Below are 26,389 nucleotides of genomic sequence, written 5' to 3' on the forward strand. Positions count from 1 at the left end.
AACCGCATCGCCAACACGTCCACCAAACTCGCAGACGTTCAAACCGACCTCGACACGAATCAATTAGGCCCCACATCATCTCATAGCAAAAATACAGGACTCTCAATGGCGACAAGTGGTCACCTGAACCGGACAAGCAGATACGCGAGTCCCGTCAACCCGATCCAGGCTCCCAACCCGATACCCGCCACGAGACCGAAGACAGGAGGTCCGAAAATCGTACTGACCGCCCAAATCGCGACACCGATACCGGCAAGGGCGTGGATCCGACGGCCCCTCACCGTAAGCGGAAGCCCAGTAAAGGTCTGATACATTCCCCGACCCCCAAACACGAGCGCCGTTCCAAAGAACACAGCACCAAGGAGGCCACCGAACCACCCGACTAGACCGGGATCACCATCCACCGGTTGTGGAATCGTAACGGGAATTTCCGTCGTGGGTCTCGGGGTTTTCGTCCCTGGCGTCGTCGTTTCGGGGGCTATCGTCGTTTCAGGTGCAGTCGTTGTTTCCGGAGCGGCCAGTACTTGGACAGAGGCAGTCGCGGGATCGGAACTTTCGATGCCCATGTCATCTTCGACCCAGAGTGCCACGGGATACGTCCCGACATCCTCGAAGCTGACCGTTTGCCCGGCCTGGTGGGTAACGGTGGATTGTCCCGCAATCGTGAACCGATAGTTTCGGACTTCGCCATCGGGGTCCGAGGACCCGGCCGCCGATACCGTCACTGGCTGGGCCTCATTCACAGTTTGGGGATCGACGGTCACTGTAGCCGTCGGCCGAAAATATGCCTCGGTCACTCGCTCGGCCCGAACCTCGACAAAGTCGACCCATCCCTGCGTAGTGAGTACTGCGTTCCCCGCACCTTCAGGATTAATCGACCGATGGTACGGACCTGATTCGGCCCCCCAATAATTCGTCACTGCAGACACAGTACCGTTGATATCCGTCTGCAGACCGACTCGGTTCCCGTAGATATCGTTCGTCGCGAGTTCGATGTCTGTTGCGCCGGCGGTTACCAAGACCCCAATACCCGTATCTGCATCGGACCGGTCGTCTGTTTCGCCGATGGTCACTGTATTGTAGACCACGGCGTTTTTCGTCAGTTGGCCAGTCTGTGGCCCCGCAAGCGCGATCCCGTACGCGTTCGCCGCGACGACATTGTCGGTGACAGTATAATTCGAGTCGGTAGGCTCGCCGTTCGAGATGGCCAGGCCCTCCCCGGCGTTATCGAGAAGTTCGTTCCCGGTGACGCTGACCCGTTCCATCACCTGCCGAGCCGTTAGTTCGACCCCTGCGGCTCCGTTCTCTCGGATCACGTTCCGTTCGATCCGGCTGTTTCTGACGTGCCGAGCGATCATTGAGAGGCCATTTCGCCCGTTGTCGGTCAGGCGATTGTCCGCGATGACCGCGTTCCGGAAGCCCCCAACCGATAGTGAGACGCCATCACGCCCGTTGTCAGCGACAGTATTGTTCCGGACCCCGATTTCCGAGTCCGAGAACAGCGAAGTCCGAAGGCCAAACCCGGTTCGGGATTGGTTTCGAATCTCGTTGTCGGTAACGGACAGGTCAAACGAGAAGTAGCCGCCGCTTCGGGGATCATGCGTGATGGACAGCCCTGTCTGCCCCCCTTCGATTCGATTATTGTGGAATTCGAGGGCGTGGACGTTCCCCTCTAGTGCGATGTCGAGGGCTGTCCCCGTGACTTCGATCTCGTTTTTCACCACCGACAGGGAACTTGCATCCGCCGTTTCGACGACAAGGGCCTGATCGGAAGTAACAACTCTGTTGGAGCGGATACTCGTCGCTCGCACCCGGTCTGCAGCGATCCGAACTGCCGGGCCGTCGATCCCTTCGAAGTGGTTCCCTCGGACCGTCAGCCCGGTCGTCCGGCGGGTATCCAGGTAAATCCCGGCCTCGGCGACAGCCTCGAAAGTCGTGTCCCTGATATCCCAATCCGATGCCGTCTCGACTGGGAGAATGTCAGTTCTGGCGGCGGCGATTCCCGTTCCATCGAGGTCCTGAAACCGACTCTCTCGGACGTCAATCGTGGTGTCACCGGCGGCGGTTTTCACGTCGATGCCGGATTTTGCGAGCTGGTTGAGCGACACGTTCAAGAACTGCACCATCGAGTCCGAATTCGAGACAGTGACCCCCGTAGTCGCATACGAAAGCTCGGTATGCGTGAGCGAAACGGTGGCCGTGTCCGTTCCCGTCGTCCGAATCGAGCCCCACGCTCCCGGCGTGGATAGCGCTCTCGAAGCGGTGATGGTGATGGGTGACTCACTTGTCCCGTTTGCCCGAAGTGAACCGGCGACGTCGAGTGTGACCCCCTCTGCGAATTCGACGGTCGTTCCCGGCTCGATCGTGAGCGTGGCGTCCGGTGCAACCGAAACGTTCGAAACGACGCGGTAGGGGCTCTCCGCGGCACTCCACGTTGTGTCCGCTGAAATATTCGAATCGACGAACGTTACGGTAGATTGCCCCGCAGCGGGCCCAGGAGCGGCCACGAGTGCGATCGCCCCAACGACGACCAGCAGTGCAAGCATTCGTGGCGCGGTCACCGGCATGCCTAATCCTCGGAGCGGGACCATTTATAAGTTTCAGCACCGGGTAGGTCGATGCTATTCCCGGTTCAAGATCGATCGAGGCGCTCGCCCTGATACGAACCGTCATAGACATCCTCGTGATCGGCCGCCGCAAGAACGAGCTGTGCGACCCGAGCTCCGCGTTCCAGGGTGAGATCGTTGTGAACTTGCAACAACCCTTCGCCCCGGCCAGAATATCCGGCGTCCCAGACAGCCGTGTTCAACATCGCGCCGTTCCGCATCAGTGAAGAGCGTGGCAGCACGAAGCCGACGTGGTCTTCCGGGATCGAAATCGGGTCCGCATACTGCAGGATGTATCCGCCCGGTTCGAGCCGATAGCCGGCCCGCTCGGCAGCGTCACCAGAACCATCCGGAAGCTCGACCGCTGTGAGCGGTTCCCGGTCTGCGATTTCGGTGCCATACCGGGTGATCGATCCAGCCGACACCGGTTCGAGGACGGTTTCGAGTCGTAAATCGACACCGTTTGGCTGTACCTGTTCCGCGTCGAGGTCACCGAGATGGTCGGCGACGAACGCGCCGCTTCTGAACATGCTCGTATTCGCGTCGGGCCCGGGTATCATCCTTTCCGTTCGAGTAGGTGGATTGACGGTGAGGTTTCGAGACCGGCACCGTGACCCTCTTTTCAACGGCCTCCCTCGGTTGAAATGTGACGGTCGAGGAACCCCAACCCCGAGGCCGGTTACGGCCCGTCGAGCGAGCAGATCTGCTCGCGGTCGTCCGCATCGAAGAGCAGACCTTCGAGCGGCCCTGGACGCTCTCGACCTTCGAGAAGTTTCTAGACGCCCAGGGATTTATTGTCCTTGAGGATCCGGAAGGAGAAGCTCTAGGTGAGGCAATCGCCGGGTACGTCGTCGCCGAACTCGTGACGGTGCGGGGCAGCCAGTTCGGCCATGTGAAAGACCTAGCCGTCAAGCCAGCACGACAGGGCGCAGGTCGGGGGCGACAATTACTCGAAGGCGCGCTTCGGTTGCTTGCGAGCCACGGCGCGAAACGCGTTCGCCTCGAAGTCCGACCAAGCAACACCCGGGCACTCTCACTCTATAAAAATGCAGGCTTCGAAATCCTCGCGCGACAGGAGCAGTATTATCCTGACGGAGAAGACGCCCTATTACTGGCGCGATCGTTGGAGGGGTTCTCGAAGTCCTGAGTGTTCTAGGCTCCCGTTGTCCGAGCCACAAACGTGTAGGCGGTCCGTCGCAAAGTCCTGACCATGGAAACACAGGGGCACTTCGCACCACGGACCGAGACTGCTGCCAGCGCGCAGTTCGATGACCTGGCACTGGTCGCCAAAACAGTCACGAAGGAGATCGCTGAGGCGGGGACCGACACCAGTGGGGGCTATCAGGCGCTCGTCGAGGAGTCAGTGATCGAAACAGCCCAGCAAACGCTCTTCGCATCGTTGCTCGAAGTCCACGTCGGATCGGTTGACGAATACGAAGCATGGCTCACCGACCACGACTCTCTCGAAGCAAGCCTGGCAGGCACAGAGACCGTTCCATGGCGGGCCTGGCATCCAGTCTGGCCGAGAGACCAGGTCACCGCAGTCTCTTACCAGAACAGCCCTGAGGCAGCAATCGCAACCGTGCGCCGACAGGCCTTCGGCCAACACTACCGGGCAATACTGGAGCTTGCATGACGGGCGAGAAGTGGCCGGTCAAGAAGTCCGAAACCGAGTACGTGACCGGGTGGTACGACGGCGGCTACGACCTCGTCGAGCAACCCGATGGCACCACCAAACGCTACTATTGGGCGGAACTCCCACCTGCCGTTATCGTCGTGGCTATCGAGGGCGACTCGGTGTTGTTCGTGGAGCAGTACCGGCCGACGATCCGCAAACAGTGTCTCGAACTGGTCGCCGGAATCGTCGATGACGGGGAAGACTATTGCACTGCGGCCAGTCGAGAACTCGAAGAGGAAACAGGTCGTGTTCCAGAAAAGACAGAGCGACTCGAGACCTTCGACGTCGCCACTGGTGTCCTGCGACACGAGCGGGGGATCGTTCTCGCAAGCGACCTTGGCGAGGGAGTTCAAGACCTCGATTCAAACGAGTTCCTCTCCGTGAAGCGGGTCCCCAAAACCGACGCAATCGATCTCGCGAGAGGGGCCCCGGCGAATGACGCCACTCTCGAAGGCCTGCTCTTGGCCGAACACGACGGATATCTGTAGGAAAATCGCCCGCGTTCAGGGCCAGAGTCCGCGCGCTTCGTGAGCAGCCTCTAACCGCTTGAGTGCAACCGCGTATGCTGCAATCCGCCAGGTCACCCCGTGGGTTTCGTGGGCCTCCCGGACCGCCTCCCACGCCTCGAGCATATCAGATTCGAGTTCCCGCGTCACGCGGTCCAGCGACCAGGACCGCCGGTTGATGTCCTGCAGCCACTCGTAGTAACTTACCGTCACCCCACCCGCGTTGGCCAGGATATCCGGAATGACCGGAATTCCCCGAGCCTCGAGTAATTCATCCGCTGGGGCGGAGGTCGGCCCGTTCGCACCTTCGACGATGAGGTCAGCCTGCACGTATTCGACAGTCTCCGCGGTGAGCACGTTGCTGATGGCTGCGGGTATCAACACGTCCACGTCGAGGCCCAGGAGGTCGTCGTTCGTGATGACGGTCTCTGCATCACGTGTGACCGCTTCAGGAACCTCGTCGTGTGATGGAATCTCGTGTGGGTCCAGTCCCGTGTCGTCGTAGGCCGCCCCGTTCACGTCGCTCACGGCCACGACAGTTGCGCCCCAGTCATCCAAAAGCCGGGCTGCGTTCGCGCCGACGCTTCCATAACCCTGAACCGCGATTGTCGCCGATTCGAGGGGGGTCTCGTAGTAGTCCAGAGCCTCGCGGGTGATGATGGCGACACTCCGGCCTGGGGCGCCCTCGCGACCCTCGCTTCCACCAACGACTGGGGGTTTCCCGGTAACGACCCCTGGGATTGTCTCCCCTTCTTGCATACTATAGGCATCCATGACCCAAGCCATCGTCTGGGGATTTGTGCCCATGTCCGGCGCCGGGATATCCTTCGTCGGACCGATAACGTCCCGGATTTCTTCTGTGAACCGACGGGTCAACCGTTCCCGTTCGGTCTCCGAGAGCGTCTTCGGGTCGACGGCCACGCCGCCTTTGGCACCGCCGAAGGGCAGGTCCATGACCGCACATTTCCAGGTCATCCACATCGCTAACCCGATCGATTCCTCCCGACTTACCTCGGGATGATAGCGGATTCCCCCTTTGTACGGCCCCCGCACCGCGTTGTGCTGGACCCGATAGCCAGTGTACATCGAATGGCTCCCGTCATCGTGTTTCATCGGAACAGTCACTTCGTGGACCTTGTGTGGATGGGAAAGCCGCTCGATGACGTATTCCGAGACCTCGATCTCCTCGGCCGCCCGGCTGAGTTGGGCCAGGGCGTTATCCTGTGGAGTCGTTGCTTCGGATTCGACTTTGCCCTCGTCTGGAGTCGCCATGTCGACAGTATCCGAGGACATCGATTACTCGACCTGCCGGGCGCTGTTGTTGCGTGGGCCCGAGCGCTCGGAACAGCTGTGACTGGACGGATCTATGACTCCACTCCCACAGCGATAACGCTCGTAACTGCCCTGTGGCATGCTCGAAGAGCCGTGTGCCACATAATTAATCATGTCGTTCGGCGGATTGTCGGCCCTCGACCCCCACCGTTTTCCGACGTCGCCAACAGTTAATCGCCCCACCACCCATCACGAAACATGAACGAGTATGCGCTACGGAATCGAATCGGGGCCTACAGCAAGGTCGCAAGAGCCCCGTTTCTCACGTTGCCAGTAACGTTGGTCCTTCTCGGGTCGGCAACGGCGTGGGTCGCTGATGGCTTTGATCTGCTGGCCGCGAGTCTCGCATTCGTCGGGCTCCTCTCCTTGCACGTCTCGATTAATGCCCGAAACGAGTACAGAGATTACCAATCCGGCGTCGACTTCGAGACCGAACCGACACCATTCAGCGGCGGGAGCAAGACACTTCCGGAGGGAGACATCGAACCGATCGCGGCAAAACGGCTCGCAACCGCCACCGCCGGACTCGGCGCGATCATCGGTGGCTACTTCATCATTGACGTGGGGCTGGTGTTGGTGCCGATCACGATCCTCGGCGCAGTGAGCGTGTTGTTCTACACGAGCCACCTCACTCGATTCGGCCTGGGCGAACTATTTGCCGGGCTGGGGCTGGGTGGACTGGCCGTTCTGGGCACGGGAGTCGTCCAAGTCGGCTCGATCACCCCTGCGATGGTCGTCGGCAGCGTGCCACCGACGCTCTTAACGTTCAATTTGCTCCTGCTCAACGAGTTTCCGGATCAGGAAGCCGATCGTCGAGGGGATCGGCGGAACCTCATCCATCGTCTGGGCCGGTCCGCAGCCGCAAAGGTGTACGTCGGGGCGGGAGTTGGCGTTTCACTTTCGGTAGGTGGAGGGTGGGTAATCGGACTGTTTCCGGTCTGGGCGCTGCTTGGAGTGCTTCCATCCCTGCTTCTGGCCAGACCGGTTATGTGGGCCCTCGGCGCGCCGGGAAACTCACTGCCGCTCGACGCCCAACGTGACAACGTCCTCTGGATTCTCGGAACAAACAGCCTGCTCGCTGCCGGCCTCGTTCTGCCCGGGTTCCTCTAATCAATCGTCGGCTTCGACGATCTCGATGCTTCGATTGGTCACCGCGTCTGGGTTGAGTCCGACCTCCTCGAGGAAGTTCTCGTACTCCCGTTCGCACTGCTCGGCCGCTTTCTGGCGCTCCGAGGCCCGATCACAGAGCTCGATGAGGTTTTCTGGCACGTCGTTTTGGTAGACGATCCAGTGATTGACCAGGTCGCTCATCCGCCGAATCGGGCTGGTGAAGTGGCCGTAAATCTCGAAGTTGAGTGCGTGATGCCCCCCGAAGGGGTCGTTCATGTACTTGGCCCGGGGCATCACCTTCATCACCGCCCATTGGATCTTGCCCAGTTGACGGCCCGGGGCCTCCTCCAACGTTGCATTAACTGCCTTCCGGGGGTCGTCCCAGGAGTCCCCGGGGATCGAAACCCCTTCGAGGTCCTGGATTTCTCTGAGTGCTTCGTCCCACTCATCCGGTGACGGTTGCGGATGCACTCGATAAACAGCCTCCAGTCCCCGGTCCCACATCAACTCGTGGGTGACCGCTTTGTTCGCTTTGAGCATCGATTCCTCGATGATCGTGTGGGCTTTGTCACGACGCGGGTTCAATACGAGCGAGCCGTCCGCTTTGCGCTGTTCGTGTAACTGATCGGCGACCTCCCAGACCAGGTTGATCTTGTCATGTAACGGTGCATCGGGGTCGTCCAACTGGTCCACGGCGTCGGTATAGCTGAGTCGGGCGTCACTTTGGATGACGGATTTGTAGATGTCGATGTGCTCGAAGGAGAGGGTCTCCTTGTCCAGATGCATCTCGACGGTGTGAGCGAGGCGGTCCTCGTCTGCCACAAGTGAGCAGACCGTCTCGGCGAGGATCGGTGGGAGCATGTGGACCGTGTGCCCTGGAAGATACACTGTGTTCCCCCGCTGGAGCGCTTCGTCCCACATGGCCGTTCCCGGTCGAACGTAATGGGTTACGTCGGCAATGTGAACCCAGAGGACGAACTCCTCATCATGTTCCTCGATGGAGAGGGCGTCGTCGAAGTCTTGGGCGTCGATCGGGTCGGTCGTCCATGTGGATTTGTCCCGGAGGTCCCGCCGCGAATCGAGTTCGGAGTCGACCTCGGGCTGGACATCCGTGGTGATCTCTGCAGCCTCCTCCCGAACTTCTTCGGGGAAGGCTTCGGGGATCTCGAACTTCTCGAAAAGGTCCTCACGTTTGGCTGCCAGTCGGTCCGCGAGGTCCGGGCTGATCTCGACCGGTCCCTGCCCCTCTGCGGTCCCCGCTGCGGCCTGCTCATCCGTCGTCATAGCTCCGTATAGAGGGGACCCGCAGTTAGGCCTATTGGCCGAGCCTGGAGCCGGAGAGCCGGGCGATTTAACTGCCGACCCGTGCGACGGGACACATGGACGTTTCCTCCCGCCATCACCTCCGGAGTGACGAAGTCCGGGCCATCGAGGAGACATTGGCCGATCGACTCGGGATCGATATCCACGCTGAGGCCTTCGAACTCGTCGAATTCGCGGACGAAGACTTCCAAATCGGGCTCATCGACGGCGAGGCCCATGTCTGGTACCCCGAGGACGGACCGTTTCTCACGGTCTCGGGGGCGAATACATACGATCCGACGAATCACGTCGTGACTGTCGACACCGGCGCGATCTCCTTCGTGAGCGACGGGGCCGACATCATGCGCCCAGGGATCACCGAGGCCGATCCCGTCATTGAGGAAGGGGACCTGGTCATTGTCGTTGAGGAGAGCCATGGAAAAGCCCTCGCGATCGGAACGGCGTTGACCAACGGTGCAGACATGACCGGGTCCGAGGGAAAAGTCGTTAAATCACTCCACCACGTGGGGGATGAACTGTTCGAGTTTTCAGTGTAACACAAACTCATGGAACAACCAGAAAACCCCCCAATTGAGGCACATATTAAGAAAGCCCGGCCCGAAAAGGGGGCAACGGGGATGTGTGAATGAGCGAAACAATGGGGGAAATCATGGTCCTGTTCGTCGACGACGAGCCGGGTCTCCCGAAACTCGCTGCTCGGAACCTGGAAGCCGGGGATGACCGCTTGCAGGTGGTGACCGCCCGAACCGTCAAGGACGCTCAATCTCTCTTGGAGGGAGAGCCAGTCGATTGCATCGTCGCAGATTACGACCTCCCAGGCCAGGACGGGATCGACTTTTTGCAGGCCGTGCGTGAGGACGACGCGGACCTGCCGTTCATCCTCTACACGGGAAAAGGCTCAGAAGAGATCGCCAGTGAGGCGATCACCAACGGAGTCACCGATTACTTCCGGAAACGCCGACAGGCCGATCAATGGGCCGTCTTGTCCAACCGAATCCGGAACGCGGTCGAACTTCACCGATCACAGGCGGCCCTCGAAAAACGCCGAGAAAAGTTGCAAACCTACGAGGCGATGGTGCACTCGATGGTGGAGTCGGCCTGTATTTACGACGAAGACGCCCGGTTCGAGATCGTCAACGAGAACCTCGCGGAGTGGTACGGCGCATCACGGGAAGAACTCGAAGGAACGCAAAGCAATTTGGTCCACCAGATCCGGGACCAATTCGAGGGCGACCCATATGAGGACTTGTACGAGGGGAGGCGGTCAAAACTCGAGGGGGAACTCGAAGGGGACTTTCCTGGTCACGGAGGGGCCGTTCTGGAATACAAACTCAGCCCGCTTCGAGTCAACGGTTCGATCGAAGGCGTTGTCGGAGTCACCAGAGATATTACTGAACGGACACGGCGCAGGGAAGAGTTAGAGCAGGCCTTCGAGGAGTACCGGGACCTGTTCAACGGAATGAACGACATGGCATGGGTCCTCGACACTGATGGGGACTTTTTGGCAGTCAACGACGCCGCTGTCGAGCGGCTGGGATACTCCCGTGAGGAGTTACTCTCGATGCGGCCACAGGATATTGACGACCGCCTCTATCCGGAGGACATCCGTCAGCTCATCGAGATGATGCCCGCAGACGAAATCCAGGTCTTCGAAACGGTCCACAAGACCAAAGACGGAACTGAGATCCCGGTCGAAATCAGCTCGAGTTTGATCACCTACCGGGACGAACCGGCGATTCTGAGCATCGGACGTGATGTCTCCTCCCGGAAAGAACGCGAACAACGTCTGGAGCAGTTCGCCTCGGTGGTCAGTCACGACCTCCGCAATCCCCTCAACGTTGCCCAGGGACGACTCGAACTCGCCCAAGAAAGCTGTGAGAGCGAGCACCTCGACGCCGTCGAACGGGCCCACAGTCGCATGCAAACGCTGATCGAGGACCTGCTCTCACTTGCTCGTGAAGACGAACCAGTGACCGAAACGGAACCAGTGGCACTCGAAACACTTGCCAGGGAATCCTGGGCCAGTGTGGAGACCCCGACGACAACCCTGGTGGCCGATCTGGACCGTGTTATTCAAGCGGACAGAGGTCGGCTCCGACGGGTCTTCGAGAACCTCATGCGAAACGCGATCGAACACAATGGGCCCGATGTGGCCGTGACGGTTGGAGAACTGCCAGCGGGATTTTTCGTCGAAGACGATGGCTCTGGAATCCCCAAGTCGAAGCAAGAGGACATCTTCGAAGCGGGCTACTCGACCGCCGAGGAGGGGACTGGGTTCGGACTGAGTATCGTGGAACAGATCGTCGAGGCCCACGAGTGGGAACTCACGCTCACCGAGAGCGAGGCTGGTGGAGCCCGATTCGAGGTCACCGGTGTCGAATTCGTCGATTGTTGACCACGGGAGCAGTCGCGACAACTCAGGGTCTTAGGGGAAACACTATTGCCGAGCGGGAAGCATCCACTGAACATGGGATTCATGGATCGTATCCTCGGGGGCGAAAACCGAAGCACCGGGGACTACGTCGAACTGGACCTCGATGACGTGGCCGCCGACGCTGAGACGAAAATGGAGTTGCATATCGCCGAAATTGACGGCCAAGAAGACGTGATAGCGATCAAGGACGCCGTCTACGATGGCGATCTGGTCGTCGCGGACATCACGCGCTTGCGCACGGAGGACCCAACCGTCGATCACGCGATCGACGAGCTTCGGGAGACAGCGAAGGAGGTCGGCGGAGATATCGTGAAAAAAGGGGACGATCAGATCCTCATCACGCCGACCGGGGTCGGAATCAGACGCGAAAAGCTGAACCGATAGGTCTCCTCCGATACGTGTCGAGGCAGAACCCAGGTTTAGACGTCTTCCGGGACGTCATCCGAGTCCTCGACGGTCCGCTTCAAGGACTCGCGACGTGATTTTGCGTCCCGACCGGTGACCTCCAGGAGGAAGTCGTTTTTCAAATCGACCGCTTCCGCGGCCGCATCGGCTTCTCCAGCAGCGATGACCTCTTCGGCCGGTCGCTCCTCGAAATGAACGGCGATTTGGTCCTTCTTGGACCCGTACGGCGATTTGCCTGCAAGAATCCGATCGAAGACGGGATTATCGGGATCCCAAACTTCGTACATCTCGATCCCGTCCATTTCCGCTGTCCCCTCGACTGTCCCGAAATACTCCTCGATCAGGGCCCGAAGGTCCGACACGCGGTCTTCGAGGTACTCTCCCCGACGCATCTTGTACTCCTTCATACACCCAGAAAACGCTTTGATGGGTAAAACGCCTTCGTCACCGCCGCCCGGCCAGGTATCCACGATGACAGTCCGGACAGATGTCACCGGCCCGCAACGAGGTTTGAGCGGACTCCGAAAACCCACATTCCGGACATTCCAGGGACTGGAACGCCGAATCGGGCTCCGAGTCCACGTCGAGCGGCCCTTCGCTTTTGATGCCCGCTGGGCCGCGAGTCGCCTGCTCTGCCGATTCGGTCCCACTTCCACTGGCTTCTTCCTGGAGGCCAAATTGAAACGCCGGGTCATCCCGCTCAGGCTCCGCTTGGGCGGACTCGTCGCTTTCCTGTGTCGGGGGCCGTTCTTTCCAGGGGTCGGACTGGGAGTCAGTGCCAGTTTCCGCTGACGGTGACCCAGAGGTCCTGTCATTTTGGTCCGTTCCCTCGCCAAACATCGATTCGGGCGCTGCCGTGGGCTGTGTCTCGTCTACCGGATCATCGGCGTTCGTGTCCCCGGCGGGGCCTGTGGGCCCGCTTGAATGTGATTCGGACTCGTACAGGTCCTCGATGTCGTCGACCGCGTCAGCCTCATTCGCCTGGTCCGCCGACGTGGCTGCCTCATCGGTCGTCGACCTGGCCGAGTATTCCTCACTCTCTTCGAGTCCGCCGGTTTCTGGAGTCGGATCCCTGTCCGTTGTTTCGTCGAGAATAATCCCTTCGTCGGCCTCGGTGTCCGGGGTCTCGGGGTCGGATTCCGGGGGCTCGTTCGCGGGGGCCGCAGGTGTATCAGATTCGGAGGCTTCGACTGGCTCAGGTTCAGAAACCTCGGTTGCCTCCGGTTCAGGGGTCTTCTGTGTTTCCGGTTCAAGGCCCTCCTGTGTTTCCGGTTCGGAGGCCTCGGTTTCCTGCACTGTCCCTGTTGGCGGCGTTTCCCCCTCGGCGGACTCGACCAAATCTGCGACATCTGGTTCTGAATCGGCTGGTTGGCCGGTTGTTGTGGCCGACTCTGTCCCTGGCTCTGGCTCTCCCGCTGTTGGCTCTTGGGCAGGTACCCGCTCTGATTCCGGTTCCGCCGCCGGTCGCTCGGCGACACCCTCACCGCCCTCCGGCTCCAAATACCGAACCTCGGTGTTCTCCGAAAGCACCGTCTCGGTGCCACACCGACTACAGGTCCGTATTTTTCGGGTCGTCACCACCTCCTCATCACCCCGCTGTTCGCGATCCCGCTCGGTCACCGGCTCACCGTAGGCGTGCCCGAGCAGTGTACACCTGAGACCCATTAGCGCGTGATTTCCGGCCCATCCGCAAAAGGGTACCGCTCGGAGGGACCCAAAGGCGGGCCACCCACTGACAAACCGTATAAGGGGACGGATAGCATACCCAGGAACATGAGGCTCCGCCAGGAGCACCGTGACCGGGATAAGACCGAGGTCGCGGTTCTTCAAGCCCTTGCAGATCGGCACGAAGACGGAATGACGCTCTTCGAGTTGCGGTCGATGGTGAACACCGACATCGACGGCCTGGAGCGTGCGCTTTCAGGCCTTCAGCACTCGGGGCTCGTCACCGTCGATGAGGACGGTAACCGAACCGTCTTCCTCATCGCATCCTCCGCGATCGAACCCGAACACGAACCCGAAACGGACGAGAGTTTTTTCGGCTGGCTGAAAGGGTTGCTCGGATTCTAACTCACCGGAACAGCGCTGCAACCGCCTCGCGGGAGAACAGCGACGTCGGCTCGTCCATGTGCACGCCGATTTCCCCGGAAAAGGCACGCAAACCGAGCCGTGCGAGCGGATCCGGAAACGAGTATCCCCGTCTGATCCACGTCCCCAGCCGGATTTCTGTTCCGAGTTCCGCTCGCCAGGCGTGTTCGTAGGCCGCAGTGTCCGGAGCAAGCGGGTCGAGGACTTCGGCCGCGATTTCAGCGGCACGCAACCCGTAGAGAATTCCACCTCCCGTGAACGGTTTCGTCTGGGCCGCAGCGTCCCCGAGCAGAATCGCCCGGTCCGTATGGACACGCTTTGGGGGCCCGATGGGGACGTGTCCGCTAAACCTGGGTCCCGCGGTTGCATCCTCACGCTCCAACCAACCCTCAAGACGACCCACGACGTCGTAGTCAGGTGGAGCTGCGAGCCCGTACTCCACGCCAGCCTCCCCACGGGGAATCCGCCAGCCGAAAAACCTCGGAATGTCTAACATAACATCGACGAAATCGCTATGATCGGGTTCGGGAACGTGCTGGAGTGCTCCCACCAGCAATTCGTTGGGAGCAGGAAGCCCTAATTCCCGTCCCACGGTCGATTTGGGACCGTCCGCTCCGACGACCACTCGAGCCTCGACCTGTGTTGCCCCATCCGGACCCTGGACCTTGAGCGAGACCGAATCCGGATGCTCCGTCACTGCGGTGACCGTGTGGTTCGTTCGGATCGATGCCCCTGCCGCGCTCGCCAGATCGGCCAGCTTCCTATCAAGTGCCACGCGGTCGATGACGTTGGAGATCGGTTCGTCCCGATAGAACGGATACGATCGCTCACTCTCCTCACGGAGATGGAAGCGGGCGCCTCGGATCTCGTGTTGTCGCAGGTCCGCCGTCGCCCCCTCAGGTAGAAACTCCCACAGGTCGCGGCTCACGTGCCCTGAACAAGCCAGGGGTTCGCCCACTTTCCCACGCTCAAAGGCCACCACGTCGTGGCCCTGTTCTGCGGCTCGGCGGGCGAAGTGCGCACCGACGGGGCCGGCCCCAACAACGACAACGTCAATCATCGGTCCAAGGTATTGGACCACCGGAAATAGCCCTTGTGCTCGTCACGGCCGGTCCGAGTAACGGGCTTATTTAGCCTGACCGTCAAGGCTGGGACAGTGACTCGGTCAGACTCTGACGACATCCCCGTGAACGACCCGGACCAGGCTTTGGAGGCGTTTCGAGACGCCGTGGAGGCAATGGAACGACCCGTCCTCACAGCGAGTGATGTCGCGCTGGCCATCGACTGTTCGCAGGCCGAAGCCGCCGACCTGCTGGAAACGCTCGTCAATCGGTCGCAGGTCTCGAAACACTCCGTGGAAGGGGACCCAGTCGTGTTTTTCGCCCACGAGTGGGCCAAATCAAGCACCCGCGAGCGTGTGATTCCGTTTCCGGATCGCCACGAAATCGTCGTCGATCAGCCCAAGCAGTTCACCCGCGCACAACTCTCCCAGTTCGCCAGGCTGGCCGATACGAATGGGCAGGCTGGCTATCGGTACGAAATCCGGCGGGAAGACGTTTGGGCCGCTCCACACGATTCGTATACCTCGTTGCGCTCGACTGTCCGCGAGGTTCTCGGCGGGAAAGAACCTGAACTCGAGGAGTGGATCGAATCCCAGTGGAAGCGCGCCAGACAGTTCCTCCTCCACACACACCATGAGGGATACACGGTCCTCGAAGCAGCGAGTGACTCGCTCATGGGCAACGTAGCCCGCGAGGAACTCGGCGACGAACACCTCCACGGCCCGATCGACGACGCCACGAGTTGGGTCGTAGAGGGTGCCGAAGCCGAAATCAAACGCGTCCTCTATGACGCCGGCTACCCCGTAAAGGACGAACGTGACTTGGACGAGGGTGATCAACTCGACGTCTCGCGTGAGGTGAAACTTCGAGGGTATCAAGAGGACTGGCTCGAACGATTTCTAGACGCCGGATCGGGCGTGCTGGTCGGCCCGGCCGGGAGCGGTAAAACGGTCGCTGCAATCGGAATTCTCGCTGCCCTGGAAGCAGAAACACTGGTTCTCGTGCCAACGCGTGAACTGGCCGGCCAGTGGCGCGACGAATTGCTCCGGCATACCGATCTCGAACCCGACCAGATCGGCGAGTTTCATGGCGGGGAAAAACAGATACGCCAGGTCACTATTGCAACCTACCAGATTGCGAGCATGGATCGCCACCGGGAACTCTTCGACAGTCGTCGCTGGGGACTTATCATCTACGACGAAGCCCATCGGGTGCCCGCCCCGATCCACCGGTCGACGGCCAACCTCCAGGGTCGTCACCGGTTGGGGCTCACCGCCTCACCGCTCAGAGAGGACGACCGCGAACGGGACATCTACACACTGATCGGGCCACCAATCGGGACCGACTGGGACACCCTTTTTGACGAAGGATTCGTCGAACAGCCCAGCGTCGAAATCAGATACGTCCCATGGCGGGACGAACAGGCTAAACGGGAGTACGCGGAAACAAGTACCCACCAGAAGAATCAGGCCGCAGCGACGAATCCAGCGAAGATTGAGGCTGTTCGCGACGTGCTTGACGAACGGCCCGATTCCCAAGCCCTCGTCTTCGTGGAATACCTCGACCAGGGCAGTGACCTCACCGCAGAACTCGACGTGCCGTTCATTAGCGGCGATACGCCGCATGCTGAACGGGCGCGACTCTTTCAGGCGTTCCGCCGGGGTGATGAACGAACCGTCATCGTCTCTCGGGTGGGTGACGAGGGCATCGATCTGCCTGATGCGGAACTCGCCGTGATTGCATCTGGGTTAGGCGGGTCCCGCCGCCAAGGGACCCAACGGGCCGGACGCCTGATGCGGCCCTCGGGGGACGCGGAGGTGGTCGTCCTCGCAACGGAGGGATCCCGGGAGGCGGACTTCGCGCTCCAGCAAATGCATCACCTTTCCAGCAAAGGTATCCCGGTCACCGAACGATCGCTCTCGGATTAGGGGAAGAGAAAACCGGTCTCCGGTCTACAAATCGTCGTAGGGACCCGGTTTAGCCTCGGACAGCCGGTTGACCTGGTCCGATGCCAGATCGATCGACGCCGCTCCCAGGTTCTCTTCGAGTTGGTCAACCGTTCGGGCCCCGACGATCGGGGCCGTGACGCCGTCCAGGTGCATCAGCCATGCAAGAGCCGTTTGGGCGGGGGTCCGAGCAACCTCCTCCGCCACGGCGTCGAGTTCGTCGTGGACGAGAAAGTTCGTCTCCGTAAGGTAGGAGTTCTCGAAGTGACTTGCCTCAGCGGCTCGGGATTCGGCCGTTGCACCCGCATCGCGAGTGTACTTGCCGGTGAGGAACCCCTGTCCGAGCGGGCTCCAGGGACAGACTGCCAGTTCATCGTGGCGTGCCATTTCAAGGTAATCACCCTCTATCTCCCGGTCGACGAGATTATACCGGGGTTGGACCACGGTAAACGGCTCCCACCCTTGCTCCCGGGCGATGTCGTTCGCGCGAATGACTTTCCAGGCGTTCGGGCGCAGCGTCGAAGCCCCGAGGTAATTGACTTTGCCCGCCTCCACGAGACCGTTAAGCGTCTTCATCATCTCGCGTGCCGTCGTCGCGTCGTCCCACCGGTGGATATAGAGGACGTCGATATAGTCCGTACCAAGTCTGTCGAGGATTTCGTCGATGCGATGACGAACGTTCTTCCGGTTCGTCCCGCGACTGTTGGGATCACCGTCCCGGATCTGCCAGTAGATCTTCGAGGCGATGGTGAATCGCTCCCGCTCCCTGTCTTCGAGCCAATGGCCGATCCACTCCTCGCTTTGGCCACCACCGTAAATGTCGGCGGTGTCGATGTACCGACCCCCGGCCCTTTCATAGCCATTGAGCAGTTCGTAGGCTCTGTCCTCGCCAATTTCGATGTTTCCTTCGGCCGTCTCTTTCCCGAATCGCCAGGTCCCGAACTGGAGTTCGCTCGTCTGAATTCCGGTCCGTCCGAGTGCGACGTATCCAAGGTCAATGTCAGACAGGGTTGTCATACATTAAGTAATTGGTCCCGAACGCCAAAAATATGCATTTCCGAACAGTCGGTTTGCAAACGGAATGGGGCTCTTGAACGACGGGTTTAAGAAACGGATTGGCTCCGTTTCGCCAGGCTTACTGCTCCGTCGTTGTCGATAGCCAACTCGACGTCCTCGGTAAGCGTGTTGTTCTGCCGAACCGGTTCCAGGATTTCTGCGAGTTCGTCGTGTAACCGGGACTCGGTCGTCCCGAGTTGTATTCCGGCGAGGTCCCCTGCTGACCGGAGTTCCCGAACCACGTCGAGAAGCGCCATCCCGGCCTCGGCCTGCACGCGGACGTCGGACCGAAGCGATTCGGCCACCCTGACCGTCCGATATGCCCGCTGGATGTTTTCGAGCGCGGTTTCTTCGAGTTGTTCGACCCCAGCGACAGTCGTATCGAGGGCCGTGGCGATCTCCTCGTCCGTTGCTCCATCTTCGCGCCGGCGAATGACCGCGACCTGCCGCTCAGTCAAAAAGGTGCCGGACACGTCCTGGGAGACCTCAACCATGCACAAAAGTGTGGGAGACATACGCATGTATTTTTGGAATACGTTTTACCGGGAAACCGGTAGCACTCCAATTACCACGTAAACGCAGAGCATATGTCGGCACTCGACCCATGGTAAGATGGGGAAACGTTCGCACCCGCCAGAACAGGTATCAGTGTCACTGAAAAAATATGTGTATGGTTAATCGCAGGCAGTTCCTCAAAGGCGTCGGCGCAGGGGCAGCACTTGTCCCGATCGCCGGGTGTTCCGGCGGATCGTCGGATGCAGAACCCACGACGGACGAATCGAAGTCGGAAACCCCCACAGTGGCCGTCGGCCCCGAGAAAAAGCTCCGATACGAACCGGAAACAGTCGAAATTAGCGTTGGCGAAACGGTCGAATGGGAGTTCGAATCCGAAGGTCACAACGTTACCAGCAAGCCAGAAGCGTCCCCAAAATGCGAAAATCCGGACGGTGCAGAACCGTTTGCATCCTACGAGGGCGACAGCCACTTCTCGCTCAATGAGGTGGGCACGGTCTTTTCCAATACCTTCGATGTGCCGGGTGAATACGTGTACGTTTGCACCCCACATGCCGGTCAAGGGATGGTCGGGACAGTTATCGTCAGCGAATAGATAGCTTCGGCGGTTCTCCGATTACTCCTCGTTCGTGAGACGTGATTGACCCCATAAATGGGGGCCTATAAGAAAAACCTTAATATGCTGGGCAATAGTATGGTAAAATGTAACATGAGTCGTGGTGACACAACTTCCCAAAACCAAGGCGAATCACCCTCCAGTCGTGACAAATATCTCAAACGGCGGAAGTTCCTCCGAGCAGCCGGGGGGATGTCAGTCGCGGGCCTCCTGGCCGGTTGTGCCGGGAACGGAGCTGATAGCGAGGCCACGACAACAGAAGAACCAGCCCCCACCACGACGACAACGGAGCCCGACACTGAGCCGAGCTTGGAAGAACAGTATCCTGGGCTGCGAATCCTCTCTCCTGAACCAGAAAACGCCGAGGCCGCCTCCCACTCGACATATACCAACATGGTCACCCAGGAAGAGGAGTTCTACATCCGGAACCACTACCCCACGCCGGAGATCGACGAGGACGAGTGGTCGGTTACCCTGGACGGCCTCGTCGATAGTGATGTCGAACTGTCGATGGACGAGCTGAAACGAGAGTTCCCCACGGAGACAGTGTTCCATACGATGCAGTGTTCGGGGAACGGACGGTCCTACTTCGATCCCCAAGTGGGTGGGAACCAGTGGTCATTCGGTGCCGTTGGCAACGCCGAGTGGACCGGCGTCCCAGTAAGCGCAGTCCTGGACGCCTACGGGGCAGAGACAGGGGAAGACAAGTGGCTCACCGTGATGGGTGGGGAAGCACCGGACGGTGAAGACATCTTCACTCGGTCGATCCCGATGGAGAAGGTCATGGAGGACGCCATGCTGGCGTTCGAAATGAACGGGCGCCCGATCCCACCGGATCACGGGTTCCCGGTCCGGTTCATCGTGCCCGGGTGGTACGGGAATAACAACGTGAAGTGGGTCTCCCGGATGCACGTGATGGACAAAATGGTCTATCCGAACGAGACCTGGGAGCCCAACGACGGCCGACTGTACACCCACTGGCAGCAGTATTCCTACCGCATATTCGGCAACAACGTCGAGGGGCCGAACTTCAACGAGGAGATTTCGGAGTTCGATACCCAGGGCCAGATGGAAAGTGCGGAGATCGATCACCCGTATCTCTACGATCAATTGGTCAAATCGATTGTCGGGTTCCCAACTGATGGCGAAACAGTCACTCACGGTGTCGATGGCTCCATCGAAATTATCGGGGTGGCGTGGGGCGGCGACGACGACGTGGAGTCAGTGGAGGTCTCGACCGACGGCGGAGACACCTGGAACGAGGCCGAATTCATGCGCCCGACCATCGGGCCCTACTCCTGGCGCCTCTTCAGGTACATGTGGGACCCCGAACCGGGCGATTACACCATTGTCTCACGAGCCACCGACGACAATGAATTTACCCAGCCAGCGACGATTTCGGATCAAGACGCAGACGCCGCGAATAAGGCACGGATCATGAACGACACGTATCCGTGGAATCAGAAGGGATATGGAAATAACGCGTACATGCCCCACGGCGTCGATGTGACGGTCATCTGAAAACCGGGGCTGTTTTTTGAGTTCGCCCCTGCTATCGGACGTCAAGAAGGTGGATGTCACATTCGATGGGCTCGCCAGCGAGTTCGTGATTGAAATCGATTTCAACGGTGTCCTCAGTGACAGTAGTAATCCAGCCCGAATCCCCGGTATCGGTGGTAACAAGTTCCCCTTCAGCCGCCTTCGTCTCGCTTCGGGCCTCGATGTCCGATCGAGGGAGTGAAACGATCTGATCCGCGTCGTGATAGCCATAGGCCATCTCGGGTGAGAGTTCGACCGTCCGCTCCTCGCCCGGTTCCATCTCCTGGACCGCTTCGTCGAGTCCTTGTAGCACCTCACCGGCTCCGACCTCGAAGGAAAGCGGTTCGTAATCGCGATGCCCTTCATAGACGTCGCTTTCCAGCGCCACGTCGACAACCGTCGTATCCACGATTTCACCGGCTTCCGCCCCGGTCACCATTCGGGCAGTATAATGGATCACCGCGGTCTGTCCAGGCTCAACCATATGGAAGTGGTTGGCATTTCCACGCTTTGAGAATTGGGGTCATACAACACGTCGCCGAAAAGCTGTGCGGCTCAATGTCACAGTTTGGGTAGCGGAAGGAATGCCTTCGCTCAAAAGATCCTGACCCCAAAATTGGAACGACACGGTTGAGGCCTGGACGGGAGACGTTTTCCACGACCCTTACGGCCTGTGACGGCGTTACCCGGATTCCCACCGGGTCTTGTCAACTCGGGGCGTTGCCCGGATTCCCACCGGGTTTCCATCCGCCAAACGGACGGGTCTAGCCGTCTCCCGGCCGTGCCCGACTGAGTTGACGTGAGCCGGATTATCACCGGCGTTGCCGACCATGTTCGCGAAGTCCGCTTGCGCGTGCTCCGGTACTTGGCCTTTCCTTCCGACCGCCATGGCGGTCCGACGGCGGGTCGGTGTGGTTCTCCTTCGAGACCTGTGACCTCGCCGCCCTGTTACAGGCGCTTTGGTTGTGGCCTCTACCCCGCTCCGTCTCGATGGTTCGATTCGGAGCGTGGGCGTCCAGTGTACCCCCGTGCCGTTTCAAGGGGGATGTAAACGTATGACAGACGTCATAATGAATTTTTCTAAGTCTCACTGACCTATACACTATCTTACCCATACTTCCGAATCAGCCACAACGCCGTCTGTATATATTCGTCTCCGTGGCGACAAACCCTCAACTCGCTGGGGATTTCACTGGTCGATAGTCCCGCCGTTCAGGAAGTGTTCGACTTTATCCCGAGTCTGATTCGACACTTTGCGGAGTGCCACCACCCGTTGGTCACCCTCCTGGTCGTCGCGTTCGATTTCCAGTTCCAGGCCCTGCTCCTCGAAGTGGCTCAACAGTTCCGTAATGGCACTGGGACTCCCCCGGACCGTGTGGAATTCTCCGACAGTCTCCCCCGCATCGACGGCCCTGATCGTCTCGACCATCGGTTTTAGAATCGATTCGCCGATTCGGTGGGCCCGCTCGCGAACCGTCGTCTTGTCCTCCTCAAATTCCACGGCCTGGAAGGCTTCCCGGATCAGTCTGGAGAAGAGGAAGTCTTGACCGTAATCAAACGGCAACGAAAAGGCCATTTCAAGGTCCGAGCGATGTGTCGAACCGGTCGTGTATTTGAGTTGGTCCCGTCCGTCAACGGATTGCATGACCACCCCTTCTCGCCCACTGGCATCGAGCTCCTGAATTACCTCTCGAACGGCGTCGACAGCCGGTTCAGGTTCGAAGACACCGTAGAACTCCGGTTGTGGAAACCCGAACCTGTCGATGACCGAGCGACGCCGTTCGACTGGCATCGGCCGACCGGTTTCTCGGTGGCGCACGTCGAACACCCGTGGCTCGATCGACGCCACATCGTACACGTGGTGGGCCGTGTAGGGGTTTTCAGGGCCGATGAACTCCGTACAAAGCATCTGCTCCGGATGTGTTCCGAAAAACGCCTCCAAGTTCAGTTCTTCCCGGGCAACGTGTGTTGTATACGGACAGATATGCCCGCCCCGGGTGAACGCCAGCGGTTCGCCCACGTGGGCGATACGAACGTTGTAGCCGTTGAGTTTCTCCTCGATTGCCAGCGGCCCGTCGAAAAACATCGGGACCCCTGGGTCGGTCATGAGGACCCGAGGGGTGGTGGGATAGCCTCTGACCAGCGTGTCCGCCATCCGGACAGTGCCACGCTCGATTCCGCGAACGGGACTCCCGAGGTATTCGTACTCCAGACCGCGGTACGCCGCGCTCGTAAAGTGTGAGCGGACCTCCTCGAGGTCCCCGGGATCGACGCCCAAACGGGCGGCCTCGTCCATACAAACACCTACGTGGGCAGGTGCAAAAAGCCGTCCGCCGGTTGTATTTTACCCCCGGCCACTGAAATGAACAGTATGGCCGATGAACCCCTCAAACAACGCTTCGTTGTCGACACCTCCGCATTCCTGACCGAGGAGATCCGTCGGGACGACGAAGACCTCGAGGCCGCACTCGAGCGGTTCGTCACGCTCATCGCGGAGGCGAAACTCGAACTGGGAATCTCCTGTTACATGCCGCCGTCGATCCAGGAGGAACTCCTGCGAATGCTCGAAGACAGAGGGGTCGACCAGGCACTTCAATCTCGGCTCAATACCTGGATCATCAGGAAGAACCCGGCCCACTACGAGGTCATGATCCCGGCCGAGGTCGTCTTCGAATTCGTCCAAGAGATGTCCGACCGGGTCGACCGGGGACTCAGGGTCTCAGAACGGGCCGTGCGAGACGCCCAAGAGGCGGACGCCGAGTCCCTCGAGGAACACGAGTACAAGACCCCGACGGACGAGGTGATCTCCGACCTGCGTGATAAGTACCGACGGGCACTCAGACAGGGGATTCTCGATTCACGTGAGGATTTTGACCTGCTCGTCCTGGCCCGCGAACTCGAGGCGGGAGTCGTTACCGAAGACGCCGGTATCATCAACTGGGCCGAGGAGTTCGGTCTCCGCTACTTGCGCGGTCGTGAGTTCCCAGCGTTGCTCGAGGAATACTTAGCCGCCGCTGAACGGAGCGATTCTGTGGCCAGCGACGAGAGCGCCTAGTCTCCGCTCGCGCGACTAGTCGGTCGCTCGCCCGCGCGTGGCCCGTCAAGATCGATGGCTGGGAGTTTGTCGCGGAGGTACTGGCCCGTATACGACTGTTCGGCCTCGGCGACGTCCTCGGGGGTACCAGCGGCGACAACCTCGCCGCCACGTTCGCCACCCTCGGGACCGAGATCGATCACGTGATCCGCGTTTTTCACGAGGTCCAGTTCGTGTTCGATGACCACGACGGAGTTCCCGTGCTCAGCTAAACGGTGCAACACGTCAATGAGTTTCCGCTCGTCAGCCTTGTGCAATCCAGTGGTGGGTTCATCGAGGAGATAGAGCGTCTCACCCGAGTCCCGTTTGCCCAGTTCCTCCGCGAGTTTGACTCGCTGGGCTTCGCCACCTGAAAGGGTCGTCGAGGGTTGGCCCAGTCGCATGTAGTCCAGCCCAACATCGGAGAGTAATTGGAGCCGGCGACTGATGCGGGAATCAGACTCGAAGAAAGCCAGTGCCTCCTCGACGGTCATGTCCAGCACGTCAGCGATGGTTTTGCCCCGGAGGTCCACATCCAGCGTCTCGTCGTTGTACCGGTCCCCACCACACTCCTCACAGGGGACCTGGACGTCCGACAAGAAGTTCATCTCTATCGTAACCGTTCCCTGGCCCCCACAGGCTTCGCATCGGCCACCTTTCACGTTGAAGGAAAAGCGGCCCTTCTCGTAGCCCCGCTGTTTGGCGAGTTTCGTCTCCGCGAAGCGCTTGCGAACGTAATCGAAGACACCCGTGTAGGTCGCGGGGTTCGATCGGGGGGTTCGACCGATCGGGGACTGATCGATCATCCGGACCGATTCGATCTGCTCCAGCCCCTCGATATCGTCGTGGGCGCCTGGATCGACCGACGTGTTGTTGTTCATCCGACGAGCGAGGCCTTTGTAGAGCACGTCGTGCATCAAAGTCGACTTCCCTGACCCCGAGACCCCGGTAATCGCGGTGAACACGCCAAGTGGAATCTCCACGTCGAGGTCAGCGAGGTTGTGCTGGCGAGCCCCACGAATCGTAAACGCACCATCCGGCTCCCGACGGGTTTCCGGCACGGGGATCTGTTTGCGCCCAGCGAGGTAATCGCCGGTGACCGACTCGGGGACCGACATGATCTCCTCAGGGTCTCCCTTGGCAACGACCTCGCCACCGTGGCGGCCAGGACCTGGGCCCAAATCAACGATCTCGTCGGCCCGCAACATCGTCTCCTCGTCGTGTTCGACGACGATCAGGGTGTTCCCGAGATCGCGGAGTTCCGCGAGCGTGTTCAAAAGCCGGTCGTTGTCCCGCTGATGGAGCCCGATCGACGGTTCGTCGAGAACGTAGAGAACGCCGACGAGTCCCGAACCGATCTGGGTGGCCAGCCGGATCCGTTGGCTCTCACCGCCGGAGAGGGTCGAGGCCTCCCGATTGAGGGTGAGATAATCTAATCCGACTTCTTCCATGAACCCGAGTCGCGCACGGATCTCCTTGAGGATCTCCTCCGCGATTTTCCGGTCCCTGTCTGAAAGATCGGATTCCATCCCCTCGAAATGCTCACGAGCGTCCGCCACGCTCTTTTGATTCACGTCGGTGATCGAGGTTCCATCGACCAGCACAGCCCGGCTTTCTGCTTTGAGACGGGTCCCTTCACAGACGGGGCAGGTGGTCACCGACATGTAGTCCTCAATGTGGTTTCGTACCCGGTCCGAGTCGGTTTCCACGTACCGCCGCTCGAGGTTCGGAACCACTCCTTCGAAGCGCTCTTGCTTCCGACGGACACCGTTTTTCGTCTTGGTCTCAAAGGAGACCGTTTCTTCGGTTCCCCAGAGGAATGCATCCTGAACTGACTCCGCAAGCTCCTCGAAAGGCGTTTCGACACTGACGCCGAAGTGATCGGCCACGTTGTCGATCCGGGTCCGGTAGTACGACCGGTCGTAACTCCAGGCTTCGAAGACTGAACGCAGTGGTTTCTCCGGATCGGTGACGACCAGATCGGCGCTGACCTCTTTGGTCTCACCGATGCCTTCACACTCGGGACAGGCACCATGCGGGCTGTTGAAGGAGAACGAACGGGTCTCGATCTCCGGTAGGTCGATACCACAGTGGGTGCACGCCAGATCCTCCGAGTATTCGACCGCGACCGCTTCCTCTTCGTCTTTGGCAGCCAGGTCACCAGTCGAGCGAGCCGTCGAGGTGACATCCGCGTCTTCGGGTGGGTCAGGAAGAATGACTTTCAGAACCCCTTCCGCTTCCTGGAGGGCCGTTTCGACGGAGTCCGTAATCCGTGATCTGGCGTCCTCGCGGACGGTCACCCGGTCCACGACGACGTCTACAGTGTGATCGTAATTCTCGTCCAGGTCCGGCGTGTCCTGGGCGAGATCGTAGGACTTCCCGTCGACCTCGACCCGAGCGTACCCCTCGCTCAACAGGTCCTCGAACAGGTCCTCGAAGGCCCCCTTCTGATCTCGCACGATCGGGGCGGCGATTTTTGCCTTGGTCCCCTCGGGGAACTCGAAAATCCGCCGGACCATCTGCTGGGGACTTTGTTCACCGACCTCCCGGCCACATTCAGGACAATGTGGCGTCCCGACCCGCGCGTACAGCAGGCGAAGGTAGTCGTGCAGCTCGGTCACTGTCCCGACCGTCGACCGGGGGTTGTTCGCGGCGTTCTTCTGGTCGATCGAGATCGCCGGTGACAGTCCTTCGACCGATTCGACTTGTGGTTTGTCCATCTGCCCCAGGAAGTTCCGGGCGTACGCGGAAAGCGACTCGATGTACCGTCGTTGGCCCTCGGCGTAGATCGTATCGAAGGCCAACGAGGACTTCCCCGAGCCGGAGAGCCCCGTCACGACGGTCAGCGTCTCCCGCGGGATAGAAACGTCGAGGTCTTTGAGGTTATGTGCCTCAGCCCCTCGGACCTCGATAAAATCCTCACTCATCGAACCGGAATAACGGACCGTTGAGGGTAGGTCTGTCGGTCGCGGTGATAGAGACCCTCGATACGGCCCAAAGGGTTCCGAATCGTTACCGAATATGTATTCGGTGCAATCTGTCTTGGGAGTCAGTTTGATCGCCAGGGTTCACATCCCGACCATCCGTCTGGTTCGGGTCCGAA

General features: G+C 59.9%; 25 protein-coding genes. 12 read left to right on the forward strand and 13 right to left on the reverse strand.

Annotated elements, in window-relative coordinates; translation table 11 throughout:
- Positions 1 to 119: 119 nt before the first annotated feature.
- Entirely contained in the window at positions 120 to 2,567 is a 2,448-nt protein-coding gene (locus V5A26_RS01795) for a right-handed parallel beta-helix repeat-containing protein (protein ID WP_332320333.1), read from the reverse strand.
- 65 nt (positions 2,568 to 2,632) lie between these two features.
- Positions 2,633 to 3,136, reverse strand: coding sequence for a deoxyuridine 5'-triphosphate nucleotidohydrolase (locus V5A26_RS01800; protein WP_332320334.1), 504 nt, complete (start codon positions 3,134 to 3,136; stop codon positions 2,633 to 2,635).
- A 116-nt stretch (positions 3,137 to 3,252) separates the two neighbouring features.
- Between V5A26_RS01800 and rimI the strand changes: the two genes are divergently transcribed.
- The 3 genes from rimI to V5A26_RS01815 all read left to right on the forward strand — a co-directional run bounded on the left by rimI (position 3,253) and on the right by V5A26_RS01815 (position 4,772).
- Positions 3,253 to 3,753, forward strand: coding sequence for a ribosomal protein S18-alanine N-acetyltransferase (gene rimI / locus V5A26_RS01805; RefSeq protein WP_332320335.1), 501 nt, complete (start codon positions 3,253 to 3,255; stop codon positions 3,751 to 3,753).
- A gap of 63 nt (positions 3,754 to 3,816) precedes the next feature.
- The gene (locus V5A26_RS01810; protein ID WP_332320336.1) at positions 3,817 to 4,242 is read left to right on the forward strand and encodes a DUF5809 family protein; all 426 of its coding nucleotides are present in this window, start codon (positions 3,817 to 3,819) and stop codon (positions 4,240 to 4,242) included.
- Entirely contained in the window at positions 4,239 to 4,772 is a 534-nt protein-coding gene (locus V5A26_RS01815) for an NUDIX hydrolase (protein WP_332320337.1), read from the forward strand. Before V5A26_RS01810 ends, V5A26_RS01815 begins: the two co-directional genes overlap by 4 nt.
- Positions 4,773 to 4,787: 15 nt before the next feature.
- Here the strand turns inward: V5A26_RS01815 and gdhB are convergent, their stop codons facing one another.
- Entirely contained in the window at positions 4,788 to 6,083 is a 1,296-nt protein-coding gene (gene gdhB, locus V5A26_RS01820; protein ID WP_332320338.1) for a glutamate dehydrogenase GdhB, read from the reverse strand.
- A gap of 237 nt (positions 6,084 to 6,320) precedes the next feature.
- Between gdhB and V5A26_RS01825 the strand changes: the two genes are divergently transcribed.
- A complete protein-coding gene (locus V5A26_RS01825) occupies positions 6,321 to 7,232 on the forward strand; it encodes a prenyltransferase (protein ID WP_332320339.1) in 912 nt (303 codons plus the stop codon).
- Here V5A26_RS01825 and V5A26_RS01830 read toward each other — a convergent pair whose 3' ends face one another.
- The gene (locus V5A26_RS01830) at positions 7,233 to 8,516 is read right to left on the reverse strand and encodes a ribonuclease R family protein (protein WP_332320340.1); all 1,284 of its coding nucleotides are present in this window, start codon (positions 8,514 to 8,516) and stop codon (positions 7,233 to 7,235) included.
- Positions 8,517 to 8,611: 95 nt separating this feature from the next.
- On the opposite strand from V5A26_RS01830, the gene V5A26_RS01835 reads away from it, so the two are divergent.
- The 3 genes from V5A26_RS01835 (at position 8,612) to V5A26_RS01845 (ending at position 11,373) form a co-directional block, all read left to right on the forward strand.
- Positions 8,612 to 9,091: an RNA-binding protein gene (locus V5A26_RS01835; protein WP_332320341.1), complete on the forward strand. Its 480-nt coding sequence runs from the start codon at positions 8,612 to 8,614 to the stop codon at positions 9,089 to 9,091.
- Between the two features lie 89 nt (positions 9,092 to 9,180).
- Complete coding sequence (locus V5A26_RS01840; RefSeq protein WP_332320342.1) at positions 9,181 to 10,950, forward strand: PAS domain S-box protein; 1,770 nt, start codon at positions 9,181 to 9,183, stop codon at positions 10,948 to 10,950.
- Positions 10,951 to 11,022: 72 nt separating this feature from the next.
- Positions 11,023 to 11,373, forward strand: coding sequence for a cell division protein SepF (locus tag V5A26_RS01845; protein ID WP_332320343.1), 351 nt, complete (start codon positions 11,023 to 11,025; stop codon positions 11,371 to 11,373).
- A 35-nt stretch (positions 11,374 to 11,408) separates the two neighbouring features.
- Here the strand turns inward: V5A26_RS01845 and V5A26_RS01850 are convergent, their stop codons facing one another.
- Together V5A26_RS01850 and V5A26_RS01855 are read right to left on the reverse strand one after the other, a co-directional pair.
- Positions 11,409 to 11,801: a DUF5611 family protein gene (locus V5A26_RS01850; protein WP_332320344.1), complete on the reverse strand. Its 393-nt coding sequence runs from the start codon at positions 11,799 to 11,801 to the stop codon at positions 11,409 to 11,411.
- A 37-nt stretch (positions 11,802 to 11,838) separates the two neighbouring features.
- The gene (locus V5A26_RS01855; RefSeq protein WP_332320345.1) at positions 11,839 to 13,059 is read right to left on the reverse strand and encodes a DUF7093 family protein; all 1,221 of its coding nucleotides are present in this window, start codon (positions 13,057 to 13,059) and stop codon (positions 11,839 to 11,841) included.
- 108 nt (positions 13,060 to 13,167) lie between these two features.
- Here V5A26_RS01855 and V5A26_RS01860 point away from each other — a divergent pair, with 108 nt between their 5' ends.
- Complete coding sequence (locus V5A26_RS01860; RefSeq protein ID WP_332320346.1) at positions 13,168 to 13,464, forward strand: DUF6432 family protein; 297 nt, start codon at positions 13,168 to 13,170, stop codon at positions 13,462 to 13,464.
- 1 nt (position 13,465) lies between these two features.
- Here the strand turns inward: V5A26_RS01860 and V5A26_RS01865 are convergent, their stop codons facing one another.
- Positions 13,466 to 14,542, reverse strand: coding sequence for a geranylgeranyl reductase family protein (locus tag V5A26_RS01865; protein WP_332320347.1), 1,077 nt, complete (start codon positions 14,540 to 14,542; stop codon positions 13,466 to 13,468).
- Between the two features lie 177 nt (positions 14,543 to 14,719).
- Here V5A26_RS01865 and V5A26_RS01870 point away from each other — a divergent pair, with 177 nt between their 5' ends.
- On the forward strand, positions 14,720 to 16,471 hold the full coding sequence (locus V5A26_RS01870) for a DEAD/DEAH box helicase (protein ID WP_332320405.1): 1,752 nt from the start codon (positions 14,720 to 14,722) through the stop codon (positions 16,469 to 16,471).
- A 24-nt stretch (positions 16,472 to 16,495) separates the two neighbouring features.
- On the opposite strand, the gene V5A26_RS01875 is transcribed toward V5A26_RS01870, so the two are convergent.
- Positions 16,496 to 17,506, reverse strand: coding sequence for an aldo/keto reductase (locus V5A26_RS01875; RefSeq protein WP_332322184.1), 1,011 nt, complete (start codon positions 17,504 to 17,506; stop codon positions 16,496 to 16,498).
- Between the two features lie 86 nt (positions 17,507 to 17,592).
- Complete coding sequence (locus tag V5A26_RS01880; protein ID WP_332320349.1) at positions 17,593 to 18,039, reverse strand: Tfx family DNA-binding protein; 447 nt, start codon at positions 18,037 to 18,039, stop codon at positions 17,593 to 17,595.
- 176 nt (positions 18,040 to 18,215) lie between these two features.
- Between V5A26_RS01880 and V5A26_RS01885 the strand changes: the two genes are divergently transcribed.
- Both V5A26_RS01885 and V5A26_RS01890 read left to right on the forward strand, forming a co-directional pair.
- The gene (locus V5A26_RS01885; RefSeq protein ID WP_332320350.1) at positions 18,216 to 18,653 is read left to right on the forward strand and encodes a plastocyanin/azurin family copper-binding protein; all 438 of its coding nucleotides are present in this window, start codon (positions 18,216 to 18,218) and stop codon (positions 18,651 to 18,653) included.
- A gap of 213 nt (positions 18,654 to 18,866) precedes the next feature.
- Entirely contained in the window at positions 18,867 to 20,195 is a 1,329-nt protein-coding gene (locus V5A26_RS01890) for a sulfite oxidase (RefSeq protein ID WP_332320351.1), read from the forward strand.
- 31 nt (positions 20,196 to 20,226) lie between these two features.
- On the opposite strand, the gene V5A26_RS01895 is transcribed toward V5A26_RS01890, so the two are convergent.
- The 3 genes from V5A26_RS01895 to V5A26_RS01905 all read right to left on the reverse strand — a co-directional run bounded on the left by V5A26_RS01895 (position 20,227) and on the right by V5A26_RS01905 (position 22,509).
- Positions 20,227 to 20,697 carry an FKBP-type peptidyl-prolyl cis-trans isomerase gene (locus tag V5A26_RS01895; RefSeq protein ID WP_332320352.1) on the reverse strand — a complete coding sequence of 157 codons (471 nt, stop codon included), beginning with the start codon at positions 20,695 to 20,697 and terminating at the stop codon, positions 20,227 to 20,229.
- A gap of 198 nt (positions 20,698 to 20,895) precedes the next feature.
- Entirely contained in the window at positions 20,896 to 21,102 is a 207-nt protein-coding gene (locus tag V5A26_RS01900) for a hypothetical protein (protein WP_332320353.1), read from the reverse strand.
- 300 nt (positions 21,103 to 21,402) lie between these two features.
- Complete coding sequence (locus tag V5A26_RS01905) at positions 21,403 to 22,509, reverse strand: RNA ligase (RefSeq protein WP_332320354.1); 1,107 nt, start codon at positions 22,507 to 22,509, stop codon at positions 21,403 to 21,405.
- Positions 22,510 to 22,584: 75 nt separating this feature from the next.
- On the opposite strand from V5A26_RS01905, the gene V5A26_RS01910 reads away from it, so the two are divergent.
- The gene (locus V5A26_RS01910; RefSeq protein WP_332320355.1) at positions 22,585 to 23,268 is read left to right on the forward strand and encodes an RNA ligase partner protein; all 684 of its coding nucleotides are present in this window, start codon (positions 22,585 to 22,587) and stop codon (positions 23,266 to 23,268) included.
- Here V5A26_RS01910 and uvrA read toward each other — a convergent pair.
- Positions 23,265 to 26,213: an excinuclease ABC subunit UvrA gene (gene uvrA / locus V5A26_RS01915; protein WP_332320356.1), complete on the reverse strand. Its 2,949-nt coding sequence runs from the start codon at positions 26,211 to 26,213 to the stop codon at positions 23,265 to 23,267. The genes V5A26_RS01910 and uvrA overlap by 4 nt on opposite strands.
- Positions 26,214 to 26,389: the final 176 nt, after the last annotated feature.

This window comes from Halodesulfurarchaeum sp. (assembly GCF_036626455.1).
In the GTDB taxonomy this organism is placed as follows: Archaea; Halobacteriota; Halobacteria; order Halobacteriales; family Halobacteriaceae; genus Halodesulfurarchaeum.

What these genes read in the sequence shown, in the direction of transcription:
- V5A26_RS01795 (WP_332320333.1), bottom strand. Translation starts at nt 2,567, where the DNA reads ATGCCGGTGACCGCGCCACGAATGCTTGCACTGCTGGTCGTCGTTGGG.
- V5A26_RS01800 (WP_332320334.1), bottom strand. Translation starts at nt 3,136, where the DNA reads ATGTTCAGAAGCGGCGCGTTCGTCGCCGACCATCTCGGTGACCTCGAC.
- V5A26_RS01810 (WP_332320336.1), top strand. Translation starts at nt 3,817, where the DNA reads ATGGAAACACAGGGGCACTTCGCACCACGGACCGAGACTGCTGCCAGC.
- V5A26_RS01815 (WP_332320337.1), top strand. Translation starts at nt 4,239, where the DNA reads ATGACGGGCGAGAAGTGGCCGGTCAAGAAGTCCGAAACCGAGTACGTG.
- gdhB (WP_332320338.1), bottom strand. Translation starts at nt 6,083, where the DNA reads ATGTCCTCGGATACTGTCGACATGGCGACTCCAGACGAGGGCAAAGTC.
- V5A26_RS01825 (WP_332320339.1), top strand. Translation starts at nt 6,321, where the DNA reads ATGAACGAGTATGCGCTACGGAATCGAATCGGGGCCTACAGCAAGGTC.
- V5A26_RS01830 (WP_332320340.1), bottom strand. Translation starts at nt 8,516, where the DNA reads ATGACGACGGATGAGCAGGCCGCAGCGGGGACCGCAGAGGGGCAGGGA.
- V5A26_RS01835 (WP_332320341.1), top strand. Translation starts at nt 8,612, where the DNA reads ATGGACGTTTCCTCCCGCCATCACCTCCGGAGTGACGAAGTCCGGGCC.
- V5A26_RS01840 (WP_332320342.1), top strand. Translation starts at nt 9,181, where the DNA reads ATGAGCGAAACAATGGGGGAAATCATGGTCCTGTTCGTCGACGACGAG.
- V5A26_RS01845 (WP_332320343.1), top strand. Translation starts at nt 11,023, where the DNA reads ATGGGATTCATGGATCGTATCCTCGGGGGCGAAAACCGAAGCACCGGG.
- V5A26_RS01850 (WP_332320344.1), bottom strand. Translation starts at nt 11,801, where the DNA reads ATGAAGGAGTACAAGATGCGTCGGGGAGAGTACCTCGAAGACCGCGTG.
- V5A26_RS01855 (WP_332320345.1), bottom strand. Translation starts at nt 13,059, where the DNA reads ATGGGTCTCAGGTGTACACTGCTCGGGCACGCCTACGGTGAGCCGGTG.
- V5A26_RS01860 (WP_332320346.1), top strand. Translation starts at nt 13,168, where the DNA reads ATGAGGCTCCGCCAGGAGCACCGTGACCGGGATAAGACCGAGGTCGCG.
- V5A26_RS01865 (WP_332320347.1), bottom strand. Translation starts at nt 14,542, where the DNA reads ATGATTGACGTTGTCGTTGTTGGGGCCGGCCCCGTCGGTGCGCACTTC.
- V5A26_RS01870 (WP_332320405.1), top strand. Translation starts at nt 14,720, where the DNA reads ATGGAACGACCCGTCCTCACAGCGAGTGATGTCGCGCTGGCCATCGAC.
- V5A26_RS01875 (WP_332322184.1), bottom strand. Translation starts at nt 17,506, where the DNA reads ATGACAACCCTGTCTGACATTGACCTTGGATACGTCGCACTCGGACGG.
- V5A26_RS01880 (WP_332320349.1), bottom strand. Translation starts at nt 18,039, where the DNA reads ATGGTTGAGGTCTCCCAGGACGTGTCCGGCACCTTTTTGACTGAGCGG.
- V5A26_RS01885 (WP_332320350.1), top strand. Translation starts at nt 18,216, where the DNA reads ATGGTTAATCGCAGGCAGTTCCTCAAAGGCGTCGGCGCAGGGGCAGCA.
- V5A26_RS01890 (WP_332320351.1), top strand. Translation starts at nt 18,867, where the DNA reads ATGTCAGTCGCGGGCCTCCTGGCCGGTTGTGCCGGGAACGGAGCTGAT.
- V5A26_RS01895 (WP_332320352.1), bottom strand. Translation starts at nt 20,697, where the DNA reads ATGGTTGAGCCTGGACAGACCGCGGTGATCCATTATACTGCCCGAATG.
- V5A26_RS01900 (WP_332320353.1), bottom strand. Translation starts at nt 21,102, where the DNA reads ATGGCGGTCGGAAGGAAAGGCCAAGTACCGGAGCACGCGCAAGCGGAC.
- V5A26_RS01905 (WP_332320354.1), bottom strand. Translation starts at nt 22,509, where the DNA reads ATGGACGAGGCCGCCCGTTTGGGCGTCGATCCCGGGGACCTCGAGGAG.
- V5A26_RS01910 (WP_332320355.1), top strand. Translation starts at nt 22,585, where the DNA reads ATGGCCGATGAACCCCTCAAACAACGCTTCGTTGTCGACACCTCCGCA.
- uvrA (WP_332320356.1), bottom strand. Translation starts at nt 26,213, where the DNA reads ATGAGTGAGGATTTTATCGAGGTCCGAGGGGCTGAGGCACATAACCTC.